This window comes from Catonella sp., assembly GCF_052173895.1.
Lineage (GTDB): Bacteria > Bacillota > Clostridia > Lachnospirales > Lachnospiraceae > Catonella.
The window spans coordinates 13,144-27,665 of record NZ_JBQMXS010000023.1 but is presented as its reverse complement, the minus strand read 5'-3'; the positions used below and the strand labels follow the sequence as shown (position 1 = coordinate 27,665).

The window sequence follows — 14,522 nt, the reverse complement described above, 5'->3', positions numbered from 1 at the left end:
CTGTATCTCCTTCTGAAATTGACTATATCTTAGTTACTCATGCCCATGTTGACCATACAGGAATGATACCTGCTCTTTACAAAAACGGCTTTAAAGGGAAGATATTTGCGACAGTAGCAACTTGTGAACTTTGTAATATTATGTTAAGAGATTCTGCTCATATTCAGGAGTTTGAGGCTGAATGGAAAAATAGAAAAAATAAGAGGGCAGGTAAGGAGCATTTTGAACCACCATATACAATGGAAGATGTAGAGGGTGTAATTAAGCATTTTTGTAAGGTAAATTATAATGAAGAGGTTGAAATCTGTGAAGGGATTAGAATTTCCTATACAGATATAGGACATCTCTTAGGCTCGGCAAGTATTAAGGTTTCTATAACTGAGGACAATATTACGAAGGTACTTGTATTCTCAGGAGATATAGGAAATATTAATCAACCAATCATTAAAGACCCTGCGTATACTACGGAGGCAGACTTTGTTGTTATGGAGTCCACTTATGGAGATAGGTTACATGGTTCTAGAATTGATTATGTATCTGCACTGTCTGATATACTGAATGATACTTTCAGTAGAGGAGGAAATGTAGTCATACCTTCTTTTGCAGTAGGACGTACACAAGAAATACTATATTTTATGAGAAAGATTAAAGAAGACAGGCTGGTATACGGATATGATGATTTTGAGGTTTTTGTGGACAGTCCACTAGCTATAGAGGCTACTAATATTTTCAATAAAAATTTTGCAGAATGTTTTGATGAAGAGGCAATGGAATTGATTAATGCAGGAATTAATCCTATAAGTTTCAATGGACTTAAAACTTCTGTGACAAGTAATGATTCTATTGCGATTAATTTTGATAAAAAACCAAAGGTAATTATATCAGCATCAGGAATGTGTGAGGCAGGGCGAATAAGGCATCATTTAAAACACAATCTTTGGAGGAGAGAGTGTACAATACTTTTTGTTGGATATCAGGCAGTTGGTACTCTTGGACGTATTTTGGTAGACGGAGCAGAAAGAGTCAAGTTATTTGGTGAAGAAATAGAGGTAAATGCCGATATTAAAGTGCTTGCAGGTGTAAGTGGTCATGCTGATAAAAATGGGCTTATTTCTTGGATATCAGCATTTAACCCAAAACCTAGTGCAGTTTTCATCGTACATGGTGAGGATAAGGTAGCTGAAAGTTTTAGAAAAACATTAACTGAAGAATATAAACATAATGCCTATGCACCTTATAGTGGTTCAATCTACGATTTGATTTTAGAAGAATGGGAATATATTGCAGAGCCTGTGCTTATTAAAAAAGAGGTTAAGTCAGCTAAACATAAGGCTGAATATGAGAAACTGCTTTCAGCAGGACAGAGGTTGCTTGACATAATTAATGCTAGTAGTGGTCTTGCTAATAGGGATATGAATAAGTTTGCAGAACAGATTGAAACTATTTGCAACAAGTGGAAATAAACGGAAAGTAATGAGAGGATGTATATATGGTAACTAATAGTAGTGAAAATGCTATGGATAGTGATATAACGAGTAAACTGAACCAGTTAGATATAATTTCTTTAAAAGATGGGTTGACAGGCTTATGGAATAAAAAATATCTGTCTGATAAGGTTGATGATTTTGTAGGTGGAGAAAGAAATTCAGGAGTGTTATTTATTATTGATATTGATGAGTTTGCGAAGATAAACGAAGAATATGGTCATATTATGGGAGATGCCTGTCTTGTAAGACTTGCAGGAGTCTTAAGCAATTCATTTAGGGACAGGGACATAACTTCTAGAATTTCAGCAGATGAATTCGGAGTATTTTTGGTTGGAAATCTTACCTATAAAGATATTAATAGCATTTCGAGTAAGCTGTTAAAGGCGGCAAAGGAGAGTTTTGCTGGAATGAAACTTGACAGAGAGTTTACTATTTCTATAGGAATTGCAAAATCCCCTGCTAATGGAAGTGATTTTCTCTCTTTATATAGAAAAGCTGTTGAGGCTCTTAGCTATTCCAAGCAAAATGGAAAAAACAGTTTTACCATTGCGGATGAGGATTATGCGAAAAATAAGGTTATGAATACAAGTGCAGATATGGAGATAGTAAAACATCTTATTTCTGAAAAAAATAAGCCCATCGGTGCATATCATGTGGAGTATGAGGGTTTTAAGCATATTTTTCAGTTTATTTCAAGATATTCTGCTAGAAAAGAAACGAAGTTAGAGATTATTCTTTTTACAATTTCAAAGCAAGATGGCAACATGATAGACCCACTCACACTTTCAGAGGCTATGTTTGACCTTGAAAATATAATAAAAGTATCACTTAGAATTGGTGATGTTGCAACTAAATACAGTTCCTGCCAGTACCTTGTTATGCTAATTGGTGCTGATAAGGTAAATCATGAGGATGTTGTGAAAAGGGTTATAAACAATTATTCAAGATTTGCAGATAAGTACAAGATTGTGGTTAAATATGATATTGATTACCAGCTTTTGCAAGAGGAAAAATAATATATGGAAATTGAAAGAAAATTTTTGCTAAAGAAAATTCCTGAAAAATTAGAAAGCTATATGAAGTTGGAAATAGAGCAAGGGTATATCAGCACAAAGCCGACTATTAGAATAAGGAAGATTAATTCAAGATATATTTTGACCGTAAAGAGTAAGTTTGATGTTTGTAAAAGTGATGGAGATCCTATTATAAATAATGAAATTGAGTGTGAAATCACTGAGAAAGAATATGAGGCCTTAAAAGAAAAAATATGTGGAGATTTATTAAGAAAAAATAGATATATTATACCGTTGGAACAAGGGCTTAAGGTTGAACTCGATATTTTTCAAGGCAGACTTTTGGGGTTAGTCTTTGCTGAGGTTGAATTTAAATCGGTAGAAGAGGCTAAGAATTTTAACAAACCTACTTGGCTTGGAAAAGATGTGAGTGATGACAAGAGGTATAGAAATTCAGAAATTGTGAAATTAGAGCAATATAGTGAGGAATATTTTAAGGATTAGATATGAAAATAATTTTATCTCCTGCGAAGAAAATGTATAAGGAAACAGACTCTTTAAATGCAATTGGAAGACCTGTGTTTGTTGAGGATGCAAAAGTAATACTTAATCTATTAAAAACTAAAGATAGGAATGAATTACAAAAGATTTGGAAATGTAACGATAAGCTGACCGATGAAAATATAGAAAGAATTGCAAGTATGGACTTAAGTAATAGCCTAACACCTGCAATTCTTTCTTATGAGGGGATAGCCTATAAGTATATGTCGCCTGCAGTATTTGATAGTGAACAGCTAGCTTATATACAGAAACATCTGAGAATATTATCAGCATTTTATGGAGTTGTAAAGCCTATGGACGGGGTCGTTCCTTATAGATTGGAAATGCAGGCAAAGTTAATAATTGACGGGAAAAAAGACTTATATGAGTTTTGGGGTAGCAGGATTTATAATGAAGTGAGGGATGAGAGTGGAATATTTATAAATCTTGCATCTAAGGAATACTATAAATGTATTGACAAATATTTAACAAAAGATGATAGGTTTATTACCTGCGATTTTGTAGAAGATGTAGATGGAAAAATGGTTACCAAAGGAACTTATGCCAAGATGGCAAGGGGAGAAATGGTAAGATTTATGGCTGAAAGAAAAATTGAAGATGTGGAAAATATAAAAGAATTCAATGGTTTGGGCTATGTTTTTAGGGAAAATTTATCAAATAATAATAAATTTGTGTTTGAACGAGAAATAAGGTGAATTAAAAATCTTTTATAAAGTCTTGAAAACAATCTAAATACATGATAAAATAAGATGTTGTGTAATTCGGATGGTCCTCTGATACCTCATAGTGAGCGTGTTAAGAACATCTATGGAAAAGGAGATTAGAAATGAACGAATTAATCAGAGAGATTGAAAAAGAGCAGCTTAAGGCAAGTGTTGATGAATTCAGAGTAGGTGATACTGTGAAAGTTCATGCTAAGGTTAAGGAAGGTCAGAGAGAAAGAATTCAGATCTTCGAAGGTATTGTGATTAAGAGACAGGGTGGTGGAGCAAGAGAGACTTTTACTGTTAGAAAGCTTTCAAGTGGTATTGGTGTTGAAAGAACTTGGCCGGTACATTCTCCAAATGTTGACAAAATCGAAGTTGTTCGTCATGGTAAGGTAAGAAGAGCTAAGCTCACATTCCTTCGTGGCAGAGTAGGTAAGTCAGCTAAACTTAAAGAAATTTAATTAGTTCTAGTAAGACAGCACTTTATTTAAAGGGAGCAACTACTTGCAGTTGTTCCTTTTTTATTATATTATATATTTGAAAGGACGATTATGATAAGAAAATCATATTTTCATAAAAAGTCAAAGATAGAAACTACACCTTCTGTAAAAAAAATAATAAAAGAAATAATAGTATGGATACTTTTATTAGTTTTTACAGTGGGAGCATCTTATTTAGTAGCATCAAATGTATTTATAAAAACAAGTGTTTCAGGACTTTCAATGCAACCTACATTAGAAGATGGGCAGATTGTGATTGTTAATAAATTAGCATATTATTTACAAAAACCGAAAAGAAACGATGTCATTGTATATAAGCAGACTAATAAAGAGCATAGTTATTTTGAAGTAAAACGAGTAATTGGCCTGCCTGGAGAGACAATTAAGATTAAGAACGGCGTTGTTTATATAAATGATGAAGTTTTTAAAGAAAAAGTTAAAACTGATATCATTCAGAATGGTGGTCTGGCTGAAGAAAGTATAAAGTTAGATGATAATGAATATTTTGTTTTGGGTGATAATAGAAATGATAGTGAAGACAGCAGATTTGCTAGTGTTGGAAATGTCCTTAAAACTGAGATAATTGGTGAGGCAATAGCTAGAGAAAAACCATTTTCATTTATAAATGGATTGAATTTGGCAGATTGATTTAATGATTGAAAATTTGGAGGAAGAAATGCCCGATTTACATTGGTATCCAGGTCATATGACAAAGGCTGTACGCCAGATGAAAGAAGATATTAAGTTAATAGATGTTGTAATAGAGTTAGTGGATGCAAGAATTCCTATAAGTTCCAGAAATCCAGACATAGACAGTCTTGCTGCAAATAAATCTAGGGTTATTGTGTTAAATAAGGCTGATATGGCTGATGATAGAGCTACAGAAACTTGGGTTAAATATTTTGAAAACCAAGGATTGATTGCGGTTAAATTAAATTCTAAAAGTGGAAACGGAATCAAGCAGGTTAAAGAGGCTATTGCTAAGGCAGCTGAGGCAAAAATGGCAAGAGACAGGGCAAGAGGGATACTTAACAGACCGGTGCGAGCAATAGTTGGAGGTATTCCAAATGTAGGTAAGTCTACTTTTATCAATTCATTTGCAGGTAAGGCTGTTACCAAGACAGGGAATAAGCCGGGAGTTACCAAGGGGAAACAATGGATTAGGCTTAATAAGCAGGTAGAACTTTTGGATACACCGGGGATATTATGGCCTAAATTTGAAGATAGGAGAACAGCTGAACATTTAGCATTTATTGGTTCTATGAGGGATGAAATCATTGAAAAAAGAGAACTTGCAATTAAATTTATACTTGAGCTTGAGACTTTATATGAAGGAAATCTGGCGGAGTATTACGGGTTTGAATTTTATAAAAAAAATGAAGATGAAATAAATTTTTCAATGAAAATACTTGAAATGATAGCACAGAGGAGGGCATTAATTAAAAGAGGTGGAGAGGCAGATACAGATAAAGCCGCCTCTTTGATTCTTGATGATTTTAAGAATGGAAGACTAGGCAAAATAACTCTTGAAAATGTAGGAGTATGAGCAGCATGGATGAGGATATAATCAAAACAAATAATGACTTAATTGAAGACAGTTTAGAATTTTGTGCAGACATATATGAATATTATGAAGTAGATGATATCAATAAGTTCAAAAAAAATTATTATAAAAAAAATAAGCTAATACAAAAAGATGAAACTGAAAAAGTTATTATTGTTAAAGAACAGGCAGACGAAGAAACGGGATTTAAATTATATGCTAAAATTGTAGCAGTAATTTTGATGTCAATGATTTTGGCAAGGTTAGTGAATGCATATTTGATTCAGGAAACAATAGTGAATGGCTCATCTATGCATCCTACTTTTGAAAGTGCAGATAAGCTGCTGATTGATAAGCTTTTTTATAAGGTTAAAAACTTAGAAAGATATGATGTTATAGTGTTTCACTATCATGATTCAAGTATTTATATAAAAAGAGTTATTGGATTACCTGGAGAAAAAATAACTATAAGAAAAGGTAGGGTTTATGTTAATGGAAGGATTCTTGACGATGATCCATTAATAAATGATACAATGCATTATTCAGGTATAGCAAAAAATGGCATAAAATTAGGAAAAGATGAATATTTTGTGCTTGGAGATAATAGAAATAATAGTTATGATTCCAGATATGAGCAGGTTGGTGTTATAAAACAGAGCAGTATAATTGGAAAAGTCTGGATAAGGATTTTTCCAATATCAAAGTTTGGAGCAGTAAATTAATGAAAAATATATCAGAGATTAAAGAGGAGTATGCTAATTACACCATATCTCAACTAGGAGAATTTGTTGCTTGCTATAAAGAAGATACCAGAAGTGGCGTTCAAAAAATAATAGAAATGGCAAAGAAAAAGTTTGAAAACTATGAGATAGAAATTAATCGTGTAAAAGCAATGTCTAAATTTGAACGACAGTTCAGTGAAAACGGATATATATGTGGGGTTGATGAGGTAGGAAGAGGACCACTTGCAGGACCGGTAGTTGCAGCAGCAGTTATTTTTCCTAAAGATTTGATTATACCTTATATAAATGATTCTAAAAAAGTTAATGAAACAAAGAGGGAAGAACTGTTCAATTATATTATGAGCGAGGCTATAAGTGTTGGTTTTGGAAGTGTAGACAATAATAGAATAGATGAAATAAATATACTTCAGGCAACATTTGAGGCTATGAGAGAGGCAGTATCTGCTTTGAATATAAGACCTGATATAGTACTGGTTGATGGAAATAAGAAAATACCTAACCTTGATATAGAGCAGCAGGCTGTAGTTGGTGGTGATTCTAAGTGCCTTTCTATAGCAGCTGCAAGTATTGTTGCTAAGGTAGTGAGAGACCGTTTTATGAAGGACATGGATTTAAAATATCCTATGTATGGATTTGCAACAAACAAAGGGTATGGTTCTTCAAAGCATTATGAAGGAATAAGAGAATTTGGAATTTCACCTCTTCATAGAAAAACTTATATAGATGATTAGGGAGAATCTATGGAAAAGAATAAAGATTACGAGATAGAAAAGAAAAAAGAAATAAAAACTGCTGTTGCACTTGGATATGATACTGAAAGTGGAGAGGCGCCATTTGTAATTGCTGCCGGAAAGGGAGCATTAGCAGAGAGAATCATTGAAGAATCAATGAAAAATGATATTCCACAATATGAGGATGAAAAACTGGTAAAATCTTTGTCAAAACTTGAAATAGGTGAAAATGTTCCACCTGAACTTTATGAAGTAGTTGCTCAAGTATTGCTTTTTGTAGACAAGATGGACAGGCTTAAATTCGCAGTTACTGAAAAAAGAAGATAAATAAGATAGAAAAAGATAGGAAGTGGTTGTATAAATAAGCGTCTGATTGGAAGTAAATATGAAGAAAAGGCTATAATGTATCTATTTTCTAAAGGTTATAAGATATTAGAACAAAATTATTTGAGGAATACAGGGGAAATAGATATAGTTGCCTTAAGTCCTGATGGCTATCTTACGGCAATAGAAGTGAAATATAGGAGTTCTGACAGATATGGCAGTCCTTTTAGTGCAGTTACACTTGTGAAACAAAAGAAAATATACAAAACCTTGCTTTTCTATCTTAGTGAGCATAATATATCAGTTGAAACTAGGTGCAGATTTGATGTAATAGGTATACAAGGAGATGGAGAAATTATCCACTTAAAAAATGCATTTGAAGTTTGTTAACTTATTGTCAAATATGAGATAAAGGCTTATACTATTATATGTTTTGGGGGTGTTTATGAAGGGAATTATTCTTGCGGGAGGCTCAGGTACAAGACTTTATCCGCTTACAGAGGTTACCAGCAAACAGCTGTTGCCGGTTTATGATAAGCCGATGATATTCTATCCGTTATCTACTCTAATGTTGGCCGGAATTAGGGATATTTTAATTATTTCTACACCGAGAGATCTTCCTAATTTTGAAAAATTGTTAGGAGATGGTTCTGAGTACGGGATTCATCTTTCGTATAAGATACAGGAAAAACCGAACGGGCTTGCAGAAGCCTTTATTATAGGTGAAGAATTTATAGGAAATGATAGTGTTGCAATGATTTTAGGGGATAATATTTTCTATGGAAACGGCTTATCCGTTAATTTGAAAAAAGCAGTAAGTTTCACTGAAAATGGAGCCACAGTTTTTGGATATTATGTGGATGATCCTGAAAGATTTGGAATTGTTGAATTTAATGAAAAGGGTGAGGCTGTTTCTATAGAGGAAAAGCCTGAATTTCCAAAATCAAACTACTGTGTGACAGGGCTTTATTTTTATGATAATAAAGTGGTAAAATATGCAAAATCTCTTAAGCCGTCAAAGAGGGGAGAACTGGAAATTACAGATCTCAACAGAATTTATTTGGAAGAAGGCAGATTAAATGTAATTACATTAGGAAGAGGATATGCATGGCTTGATACAGGCACAGTTGATGCCCTGTCAGATGCTACGGAGTTTGTAAAAGTCATCGAAAAAAGACAGGGGGTTATGATTTCTGCTATTGAAGAGATTGCCTATATTAAAGGTTGGATAAGCAGGGAAAAACTTATAGAGAGTGCAGACAAGTACGGTAAGACTTCCTATGGAGAACATTTGAGAAAGGTAGCACTTGGTAAGATTTTATATTAATAAGGAGAAGATAAATGTCTGAAAATGAAAAGATTGAAAGTATGGATGATTATTTAGATGAACTTGAAAAGTCATTTAAAAAACTGCGAGAGGGGGACATTGTAAAAGGTTCCGTAATTGGAGTGGGTGAGACAGAGGTGACGGTTGATCTTGGGTCTTATGCTGAAGGAATAGTGCCGATAGATGAGCTTAGTAACGATCCTAAATTTTCTATAAAAGCTGATATTGCTATAGGTGATGTAATAAATGCAGTAGTGATTTCTGCAGATAATGGCTATGGACAGGTAATGTTATCTATAAAAAGAGCTGATAATATACTGGCATGGGATTTTCTTGAGGAAGCAAAGAAAAATGAACAGATTTTTGGAGTAAAGATAGCGGAGGCTGTAAAGGGTGGTGCTGTGACCTATCTTAAGGGGATAAGGGCGTTTATCCCTGCATCAGGGCTTGCATTGGAATATACTGAAGATACTGAGAGTTTTGTAGGGAAATATATACAGGTTAGGATAATAGAGGTAGATGAGGCTGACAGAAAACTTGTGCTTTCAGCTAAAAGTGTGCTTAGAGAAGAAGAGGCTAAGAAGATAGAGGAAAAGATGTCTAAAATAGCTATAGGTACTGTAGTTGTAGGAAGAGTGGAACGCCTTGAAAATTATGGAGCATTTGTAAGACTTTCGGATGGCCTTTCCGGTCTTGTACATATTTCGCAGATGTCTGAAAAGAGGATTAAACATCCAAAAGAAGTAGTTAGTGAAAATGATGAGATTAAGGTTATGATTACTGATATTAAAGATGGCAAACTAAGCCTTAGTATTACAAAGGCTATTGAAAGTGAGGTAGTTGAAGATACAGATGCAGTTCCAGTGGAATATAGTACTGGAGATTCGGCATCTACCAGTTTTGCTGATTTATTAAAGGGAATTAAATTATAAAATTATATACAATAATTATTTATAGAAGGAGAAAATATGAGTAAAGAAAAAGTTGAAAAGTATAAAAAGGAAAAAGCAGTTAGAAGACATAGCCTAAAAAAAGAGAAACGTCAAAAGGCAGTAGCGATTTGCCTTTGTATTGTAGCAGTAATTATTATAGCCGGATTTGGTGGATATTCTTATGGAAGTAAGGAAGGGTATGGTAAGGGGTATTCAGACGGATTTTCAATAGCAGGGCAGTTGTATAAGGCCGCAGCATCCGGCAGTGCAGTTACATCCGGTGGTGCTATAAATAATGAAAATGGCAAATAAATATAGGATTATAAAAGGAGAAAGTTATGAAGGACAAACTGTATGAGGGTTTTAAAAAGCATTATGGAAGTATAGAGGGTACAGAGCTTTTCTTTTCACCGGGAAGAGTGAATTTGATTGGAGAACATACAGATTATAATGGTGGTCATGTTTTTCCTTGTGCTCTGACTATGGGAACATATGCTCTTGTAAAAAAACGTGATGACAATAAACTTAATTTTATTTCATTGAATTTTGATAATGCAGATGTTGTATCTGTAGAATTACCAAAAATTTCATATCAGAAGAAAAATGGATGGGCAAATTATCTGATTGGAGTAGTTTGGGCATTTCTTGGCAAAGGCTATAAAATAGAGCAGGGCTTTGATCTTGCTATGATAGGTAATATACCCTCTGGATCAGGTCTTTCATCATCAGCCTCAATAGAAGTGTTGATGGGAACAGTGCTTAAGTATATGTATAACATTGATGTGGATATGGTTGAAATAGCTAAAATAGGGCAGATTTCTGAAAATCAGTTCAATGGAATGAATTGTGGAATTATGGATCAGTTTGCGGTTGCAATGGGTAAAAAAGATAACGCAATCTTCCTTGATACAGCAGATCTTTCTTATGAATATGCTCCAATAAAGTTAAAAGATGCGAAGGTACTTATCACAAATAGTCATGTAAAGCACAGTCTTGTTGATTCTGCTTACAATGACAGAAGAAATGAGAGTACAAATGCACTTAAAGCACTTCAGACAAAGCTTAATATTAATGGGCTTGGGGACTTGACAGAGAATGAGTTTGAGGCTAATAAAGAGCTGATTCAAGATGAAGTTCAGAGAAAGAGAGCTAAACACGCAGTTTATGAAAATCAGCGAACAATAAAAGCTGTAAAAGCTCTCAAAAATGATGATATCGAAACATTTGGAAAGCTTATGAATGATTCTCATGTTTCACTCAGAGATGATTATGAAGTTTCTTGCATAGAAGTAGATAAACTGGTAGAAATCTCATGGGCTATTCCGGGAGTTATAGGTTCAAGGATTACTGGAGGCGGTTTTGGAGGCTGTACAGTAAGTATTGTTAAAAATGATGCAGTGGATAATTTCAAGAGAGAAGTTATTTCAAAATATAAGGAAGCAACCGGAATTGATGCTGAAGTATATGAAGCAGAAATAGGAAATGGAGCAGGTAGGGCAGAGTGATGCTTTATTTGCATAATTTTTCAGATATATACAATAAACAGGATTTTTATAAAAACTTTGCTTATAAAATATTTGATGACACGAAGCTGTCCGGAGTCAGGGGATACATGGATGATGAGGCGAGAGAGCATCTCATGAGTGAGATAAGGGCTTATAGTAAGCTTTCAGCAATTCATTTACTTGACTCAGGCAACTTCCATCATTTGAGTAGGGTTTATCTTGATTTAATTGATAAACCTTTTAATCTGGTAGTATATGATAACCATACAGATATGCAATTTTCAGCTTTTGGCAATATTCTTTCCTGCGGTTCATGGATAGCAGATGCTTACCAAACACATGAAAAATTAAGTAGGATTTTTATAGTAGGAGCTGATAATAAATATATTGAAGATTGTGAATTTAATAATAATGAGAGAGTTATATTTACAGAAAATATTTTAAAAGCTGATTTAGATAAAGGGCTACCTATATATCTTTCAGTAGACAAGGATGTACTTTCTGAAGAAGAGTTTCATTCTGATTGGGATCAGGGACGAATGTCTTTACCTGTTTTACTAAATGAATTAAAATATTTAATAAATAACTTTAACATTCTTGGTGTGGATATCTGTGGTGAACCAGATATAAATGATAGCTTAAATATTAATTTAAGTAATAATATAAATCTGGAATTGATAAATATATTTGTAGATATTTTATTTAAAATATGATACAATTATAGATGAGATATTTTATTTAAAGGGGATAGTTATAATGAACATTGATAAAAAATATAAGTGCAGATTATATTCGTTTAGTTTTATTATGATATTTATCTTATCATTTTTACTTAATAATATAATTTTCTTTAACAGCAGTGCTTTACTTAATACAGTTAATGCCTCGGTAAAGACTGTTTATGCAAAGAAGAAGGCTAAAAAAACTGTAAAAAAGGTTCAACAGAAAATAGCTTACTTAACTTTTGATGACGGTCCAAGTGAGAATACAGACAAGGTGCTTAATATTCTTGACAAATATAAGATTAAGGCTACTTTTTTTGTAGTTGGCTTAAATCAAGATAAGGCTGCTGTGAAAAGACTGAAAGAGATAGTAAAAAGAGGTCATAGTCTAGGTATACATTCTTTGACACATAATTATAAGCAGATATATGCTAGTTTAGATGCTTTTAAGAAAGATGTATATGCTATTAGGGACTTTGTAAAAAAAAGTACCGGTATAGATGCCAAGATATACAGATTTCCGGGTGGAAGTAGTAATGGGGTTTCTAAAACCAATATGTATACTATAATTGAGTGGCTTGAATCAGCAGGATTTAAGTATTTTGACTGGAATTTAGGTGGAACTGATGCGGCTTGGCCTGCACCTTCAGCAGATAAGATATATAACGATATTGCAATGTACTCTAAGAGCAATTCAGATAAAATAGTGCTTATTCATGATTCAAAGGGCAAGGAAAATTCCGTAAAAGCCCTGCCTAAAATAATTGAAAAACTTAAAAAAGAAGGCTATAAGTTTGATAAAATTACAGAAGATACCAAGCCTGTTCACCATAATGTGAATAAAAAATATAAAAAGATAAAATAATTGGAGGTATATTATGAGCTTTTTTAAGGATTTAAAAGAAGATATTGGAAGTGCAATGGGGGATTTTGGAAGTGATGACAATCAGATGGTAGATACCTTAAGTGATACAGGTTCTGATAGTTTTGATGCATTCAACCTTTCCGGTGAAGATGCTTTCGGAGTTGATGAAGAAATGATTGCTAAAATGGATACAGAAGATACTTTAAGTTTTGGCGGTTCAGAGGAAAGTACTGATGTGCCTCTTGCAGAGGAGCTTACCTATGTTGAGCCGATATTTGAAAATGCAGAAGATGTTAGTGCGACTGGTGCTATAACAGAAAATAATTTATACACCGGTGATATAGGAGCAGATACTGTTACAGTTGAAAATAGTGTAATAACTTCTACCGAATTAGTAGAAGCACCTACCGTTATAGCAAAGGGTACTGTTATAAACGGAAGCATAGTTTCAGATGGTGCTCTTGATGTATTTGGTACAGTTAATGGAGATATAAGCTGCCTTGGCAAACTTTCAATATCCGGTTTGGTTAAGGGCAAATCTTCAGCTGCTGAAGTTTATTTACATACCAATAAACTTGATGGTGGAATTACAAGTAAAGGTTGTGTTAAGATTGCTGCCGGTACTGTAGTAATAGGTGATATCGTAGCTGCCTCATGCGTAGTTGCAGGTGCCGTTAAGGGTAATTTAGATGTAAACGGTCCTGTTGTAGTTGATTCTACTGCTGTAATAAAGGGTAACATAAGTTCGAAGGGAATTCAGATTAATAGTGGAGCTGTTATTGACGGTTTCTGTGCACTTCCATATGCGTCTGTTGATATTGATTCTTTCTTTGAAGATGAGGTTGAGGCTTAATGGGAAAATATAAAAGAGTATTGCTTAAGCTGTCCGGAGAAGCACTTGCAGGAGATAAGAAAACAGGCTTTGATGAAGCTACCTGTATAGAGGTTGCCAAGCAGGTAAAAGAGATGGTAGATAGCGGAATTCAAGTCGGAGTAGTTATTGGAGGCGGTAATTTCTGGAGAGGCCGTACCAGCAACACTATTGATAGGACTAAAGCAGATCAGATAGGCATGCTTGCTACTGTAATGAACTGTATTTATGTATCTGATATTTTTAGATTTGTGGGTATGAAAACTTCAATACTCACTCCGTTTGAATGTGGGAGTATGACAAAACTTTTTTCAAAAGACAGGGCATTAAAATATTTTAAAAAGGGAATGGTAGTTTTCTTTGCAGGAGGAACAGGTCATCCGTATTTTTCTACTGATACAGGTGCAGTGCTTAGAGCTGTGGAGATAGAAGCTGATACTATCCTTTTAGCAAAGGCCATTGATGGAGTATATGATAGTGATCCTAAAACAGATCCTGCTGCTAAAAAATATGATGAAGTAAGCATTGAAGAAGTTTTAGATAAAAAACTGGCAGTTGTTGATTTGGCAGCAACAATAATGTGTTATGAAAATAAGATGCCTATGCAGGTTTTTGGGCTTAACAAGAAAAATAGTATAATTGACGCTGCAAACGGTATAAATAATGGTACTAAAGTAACTGTATAGCGTTT

At 33.9% G+C, this 14,522-nt stretch carries 19 protein-coding genes; all 19 read left to right on the top strand.

Features of this window, described 5'->3' with window-relative positions:
• Window positions 1–1,463, top strand: a 1,463-nt coding sequence (locus ACTTG8_RS06410) for an MBL fold metallo-hydrolase RNA specificity domain-containing protein (RefSeq protein ID WP_442561293.1), incomplete at its 5' end; no start/stop codon positions are given.
• 26 nt (window positions 1,464–1,489) lie between these two features.
• The gene (locus ACTTG8_RS06405) at window positions 1,490–2,503 is read left to right on the top strand and encodes a GGDEF domain-containing protein (protein ID WP_442561292.1); all 1,014 of its coding nucleotides are present in this window, start codon (window positions 1,490–1,492) and stop codon (window positions 2,501–2,503) included.
• A gap of 3 nt (window positions 2,504–2,506) precedes the next feature.
• Complete coding sequence (locus tag ACTTG8_RS06400) at window positions 2,507–3,004, top strand: CYTH domain-containing protein (RefSeq protein WP_442561291.1); 498 nt, start codon at window positions 2,507–2,509, stop codon at window positions 3,002–3,004.
• Between the two features lie 2 nt (window positions 3,005–3,006).
• Window positions 3,007–3,756, top strand: a complete 750-nt coding sequence (gene yaaA / locus ACTTG8_RS06395; RefSeq protein ID WP_442561290.1) for a peroxide stress protein YaaA — start codon at window positions 3,007–3,009, stop codon at window positions 3,754–3,756.
• Between the two features lie 131 nt (window positions 3,757–3,887).
• Window positions 3,888–4,229, top strand: a complete 342-nt coding sequence (gene rplS / locus ACTTG8_RS06390) for a 50S ribosomal protein L19 (protein WP_442561289.1) — start codon at window positions 3,888–3,890, stop codon at window positions 4,227–4,229.
• A gap of 90 nt (window positions 4,230–4,319) precedes the next feature.
• Complete coding sequence (gene lepB / locus ACTTG8_RS06385; protein ID WP_442561288.1) at window positions 4,320–4,916, top strand: signal peptidase I; 597 nt, start codon at window positions 4,320–4,322, stop codon at window positions 4,914–4,916.
• 28 nt (window positions 4,917–4,944) lie between these two features.
• Window positions 4,945–5,814: a ribosome biogenesis GTPase YlqF gene (ylqF, locus tag ACTTG8_RS06380; RefSeq protein ID WP_442561287.1), complete on the top strand. Its 870-nt coding sequence runs from the start codon at window positions 4,945–4,947 to the stop codon at window positions 5,812–5,814.
• A gap of 5 nt (window positions 5,815–5,819) precedes the next feature.
• The gene (gene lepB, locus ACTTG8_RS06375; protein WP_442561286.1) at window positions 5,820–6,533 is read left to right on the top strand and encodes a signal peptidase I; all 714 of its coding nucleotides are present in this window, start codon (window positions 5,820–5,822) and stop codon (window positions 6,531–6,533) included.
• Complete coding sequence (locus ACTTG8_RS06370; protein ID WP_442561285.1) at window positions 6,533–7,285, top strand: ribonuclease HII; 753 nt, start codon at window positions 6,533–6,535, stop codon at window positions 7,283–7,285. Before lepB (ACTTG8_RS06375) ends, ACTTG8_RS06370 begins: the two co-directional genes overlap by 1 nt.
• 9 nt (window positions 7,286–7,294) lie before the next feature.
• Window positions 7,295–7,612: an EscU/YscU/HrcU family type III secretion system export apparatus switch protein gene (locus tag ACTTG8_RS06365; protein WP_442561284.1), complete on the top strand. Its 318-nt coding sequence runs from the start codon at window positions 7,295–7,297 to the stop codon at window positions 7,610–7,612.
• A 15-nt stretch (window positions 7,613–7,627) separates the two neighbouring features.
• Window positions 7,628–7,999 (top strand): YraN family protein, encoded by a 372-nt coding sequence (locus tag ACTTG8_RS06360; protein WP_442561296.1) that lies wholly within the window; start codon window positions 7,628–7,630, stop codon window positions 7,997–7,999.
• 55 nt (window positions 8,000–8,054) lie between these two features.
• Window positions 8,055–8,936: a glucose-1-phosphate thymidylyltransferase RfbA gene (gene rfbA / locus ACTTG8_RS06355; RefSeq protein ID WP_442561283.1), complete on the top strand. Its 882-nt coding sequence runs from the start codon at window positions 8,055–8,057 to the stop codon at window positions 8,934–8,936.
• A gap of 14 nt (window positions 8,937–8,950) precedes the next feature.
• Complete coding sequence (locus ACTTG8_RS06350) at window positions 8,951–9,868, top strand: S1 RNA-binding domain-containing protein (RefSeq protein WP_442561282.1); 918 nt, start codon at window positions 8,951–8,953, stop codon at window positions 9,866–9,868.
• 36 nt (window positions 9,869–9,904) lie between these two features.
• The gene (locus ACTTG8_RS06345) at window positions 9,905–10,180 is read left to right on the top strand and encodes a hypothetical protein (RefSeq protein WP_442561281.1); all 276 of its coding nucleotides are present in this window, start codon (window positions 9,905–9,907) and stop codon (window positions 10,178–10,180) included.
• 26 nt (window positions 10,181–10,206) lie between these two features.
• Window positions 10,207–11,373, top strand: a complete 1,167-nt coding sequence (locus tag ACTTG8_RS06340) for a galactokinase (RefSeq protein WP_442561280.1) — start codon at window positions 10,207–10,209, stop codon at window positions 11,371–11,373.
• Entirely contained in the window at window positions 11,370–12,086 is a 717-nt protein-coding gene (locus tag ACTTG8_RS06335; protein WP_442561279.1) for a hypothetical protein, read from the top strand. Before ACTTG8_RS06340 ends, ACTTG8_RS06335 begins: the two co-directional genes overlap by 4 nt.
• Before the next feature lie 43 nt (window positions 12,087–12,129).
• On the top strand, window positions 12,130–12,960 hold the full coding sequence (locus ACTTG8_RS06330; protein ID WP_442561278.1) for a polysaccharide deacetylase family protein: 831 nt from the start codon (window positions 12,130–12,132) through the stop codon (window positions 12,958–12,960).
• A gap of 13 nt (window positions 12,961–12,973) precedes the next feature.
• Complete coding sequence (locus ACTTG8_RS06325; RefSeq protein WP_442561277.1) at window positions 12,974–13,813, top strand: bactofilin family protein; 840 nt, start codon at window positions 12,974–12,976, stop codon at window positions 13,811–13,813.
• A complete protein-coding gene (gene pyrH / locus ACTTG8_RS06320) occupies window positions 13,813–14,517 on the top strand; it encodes a UMP kinase (RefSeq protein ID WP_442561276.1) in 705 nt (234 codons plus the stop codon). The genes ACTTG8_RS06325 and pyrH overlap by 1 nt, the downstream gene beginning before the upstream one ends.
• Window positions 14,518–14,522 lie beyond the last annotated feature (5 nt).

Bases quoted from the DNA above. Each gene is read 5' to 3' on its own strand.
- ACTTG8_RS06405 (WP_442561292.1), top strand. From the start codon at position 1,490: ATGGTAACTAATAGTAGTGAAAATGCTATGGATAGTGATATAACGAGT.
- ACTTG8_RS06400 (WP_442561291.1), top strand. From the start codon at position 2,507: ATGGAAATTGAAAGAAAATTTTTGCTAAAGAAAATTCCTGAAAAATTA.
- yaaA (WP_442561290.1), top strand. From the start codon at position 3,007: ATGAAAATAATTTTATCTCCTGCGAAGAAAATGTATAAGGAAACAGAC.
- rplS (WP_442561289.1), top strand. From the start codon at position 3,888: ATGAACGAATTAATCAGAGAGATTGAAAAAGAGCAGCTTAAGGCAAGT.
- lepB (WP_442561288.1), top strand. From the start codon at position 4,320: ATGATAAGAAAATCATATTTTCATAAAAAGTCAAAGATAGAAACTACA.
- ylqF (WP_442561287.1), top strand. From the start codon at position 4,945: ATGCCCGATTTACATTGGTATCCAGGTCATATGACAAAGGCTGTACGC.
- lepB (WP_442561286.1), top strand. From the start codon at position 5,820: ATGGATGAGGATATAATCAAAACAAATAATGACTTAATTGAAGACAGT.
- ACTTG8_RS06370 (WP_442561285.1), top strand. From the start codon at position 6,533: ATGAAAAATATATCAGAGATTAAAGAGGAGTATGCTAATTACACCATA.
- ACTTG8_RS06365 (WP_442561284.1), top strand. From the start codon at position 7,295: ATGGAAAAGAATAAAGATTACGAGATAGAAAAGAAAAAAGAAATAAAA.
- rfbA (WP_442561283.1), top strand. From the start codon at position 8,055: ATGAAGGGAATTATTCTTGCGGGAGGCTCAGGTACAAGACTTTATCCG.
- ACTTG8_RS06350 (WP_442561282.1), top strand. From the start codon at position 8,951: ATGTCTGAAAATGAAAAGATTGAAAGTATGGATGATTATTTAGATGAA.
- ACTTG8_RS06345 (WP_442561281.1), top strand. From the start codon at position 9,905: ATGAGTAAAGAAAAAGTTGAAAAGTATAAAAAGGAAAAAGCAGTTAGA.
- ACTTG8_RS06340 (WP_442561280.1), top strand. From the start codon at position 10,207: ATGAAGGACAAACTGTATGAGGGTTTTAAAAAGCATTATGGAAGTATA.
- ACTTG8_RS06330 (WP_442561278.1), top strand. From the start codon at position 12,130: ATGAACATTGATAAAAAATATAAGTGCAGATTATATTCGTTTAGTTTT.
- ACTTG8_RS06325 (WP_442561277.1), top strand. From the start codon at position 12,974: ATGAGCTTTTTTAAGGATTTAAAAGAAGATATTGGAAGTGCAATGGGG.
- pyrH (WP_442561276.1), top strand. From the start codon at position 13,813: ATGGGAAAATATAAAAGAGTATTGCTTAAGCTGTCCGGAGAAGCACTT.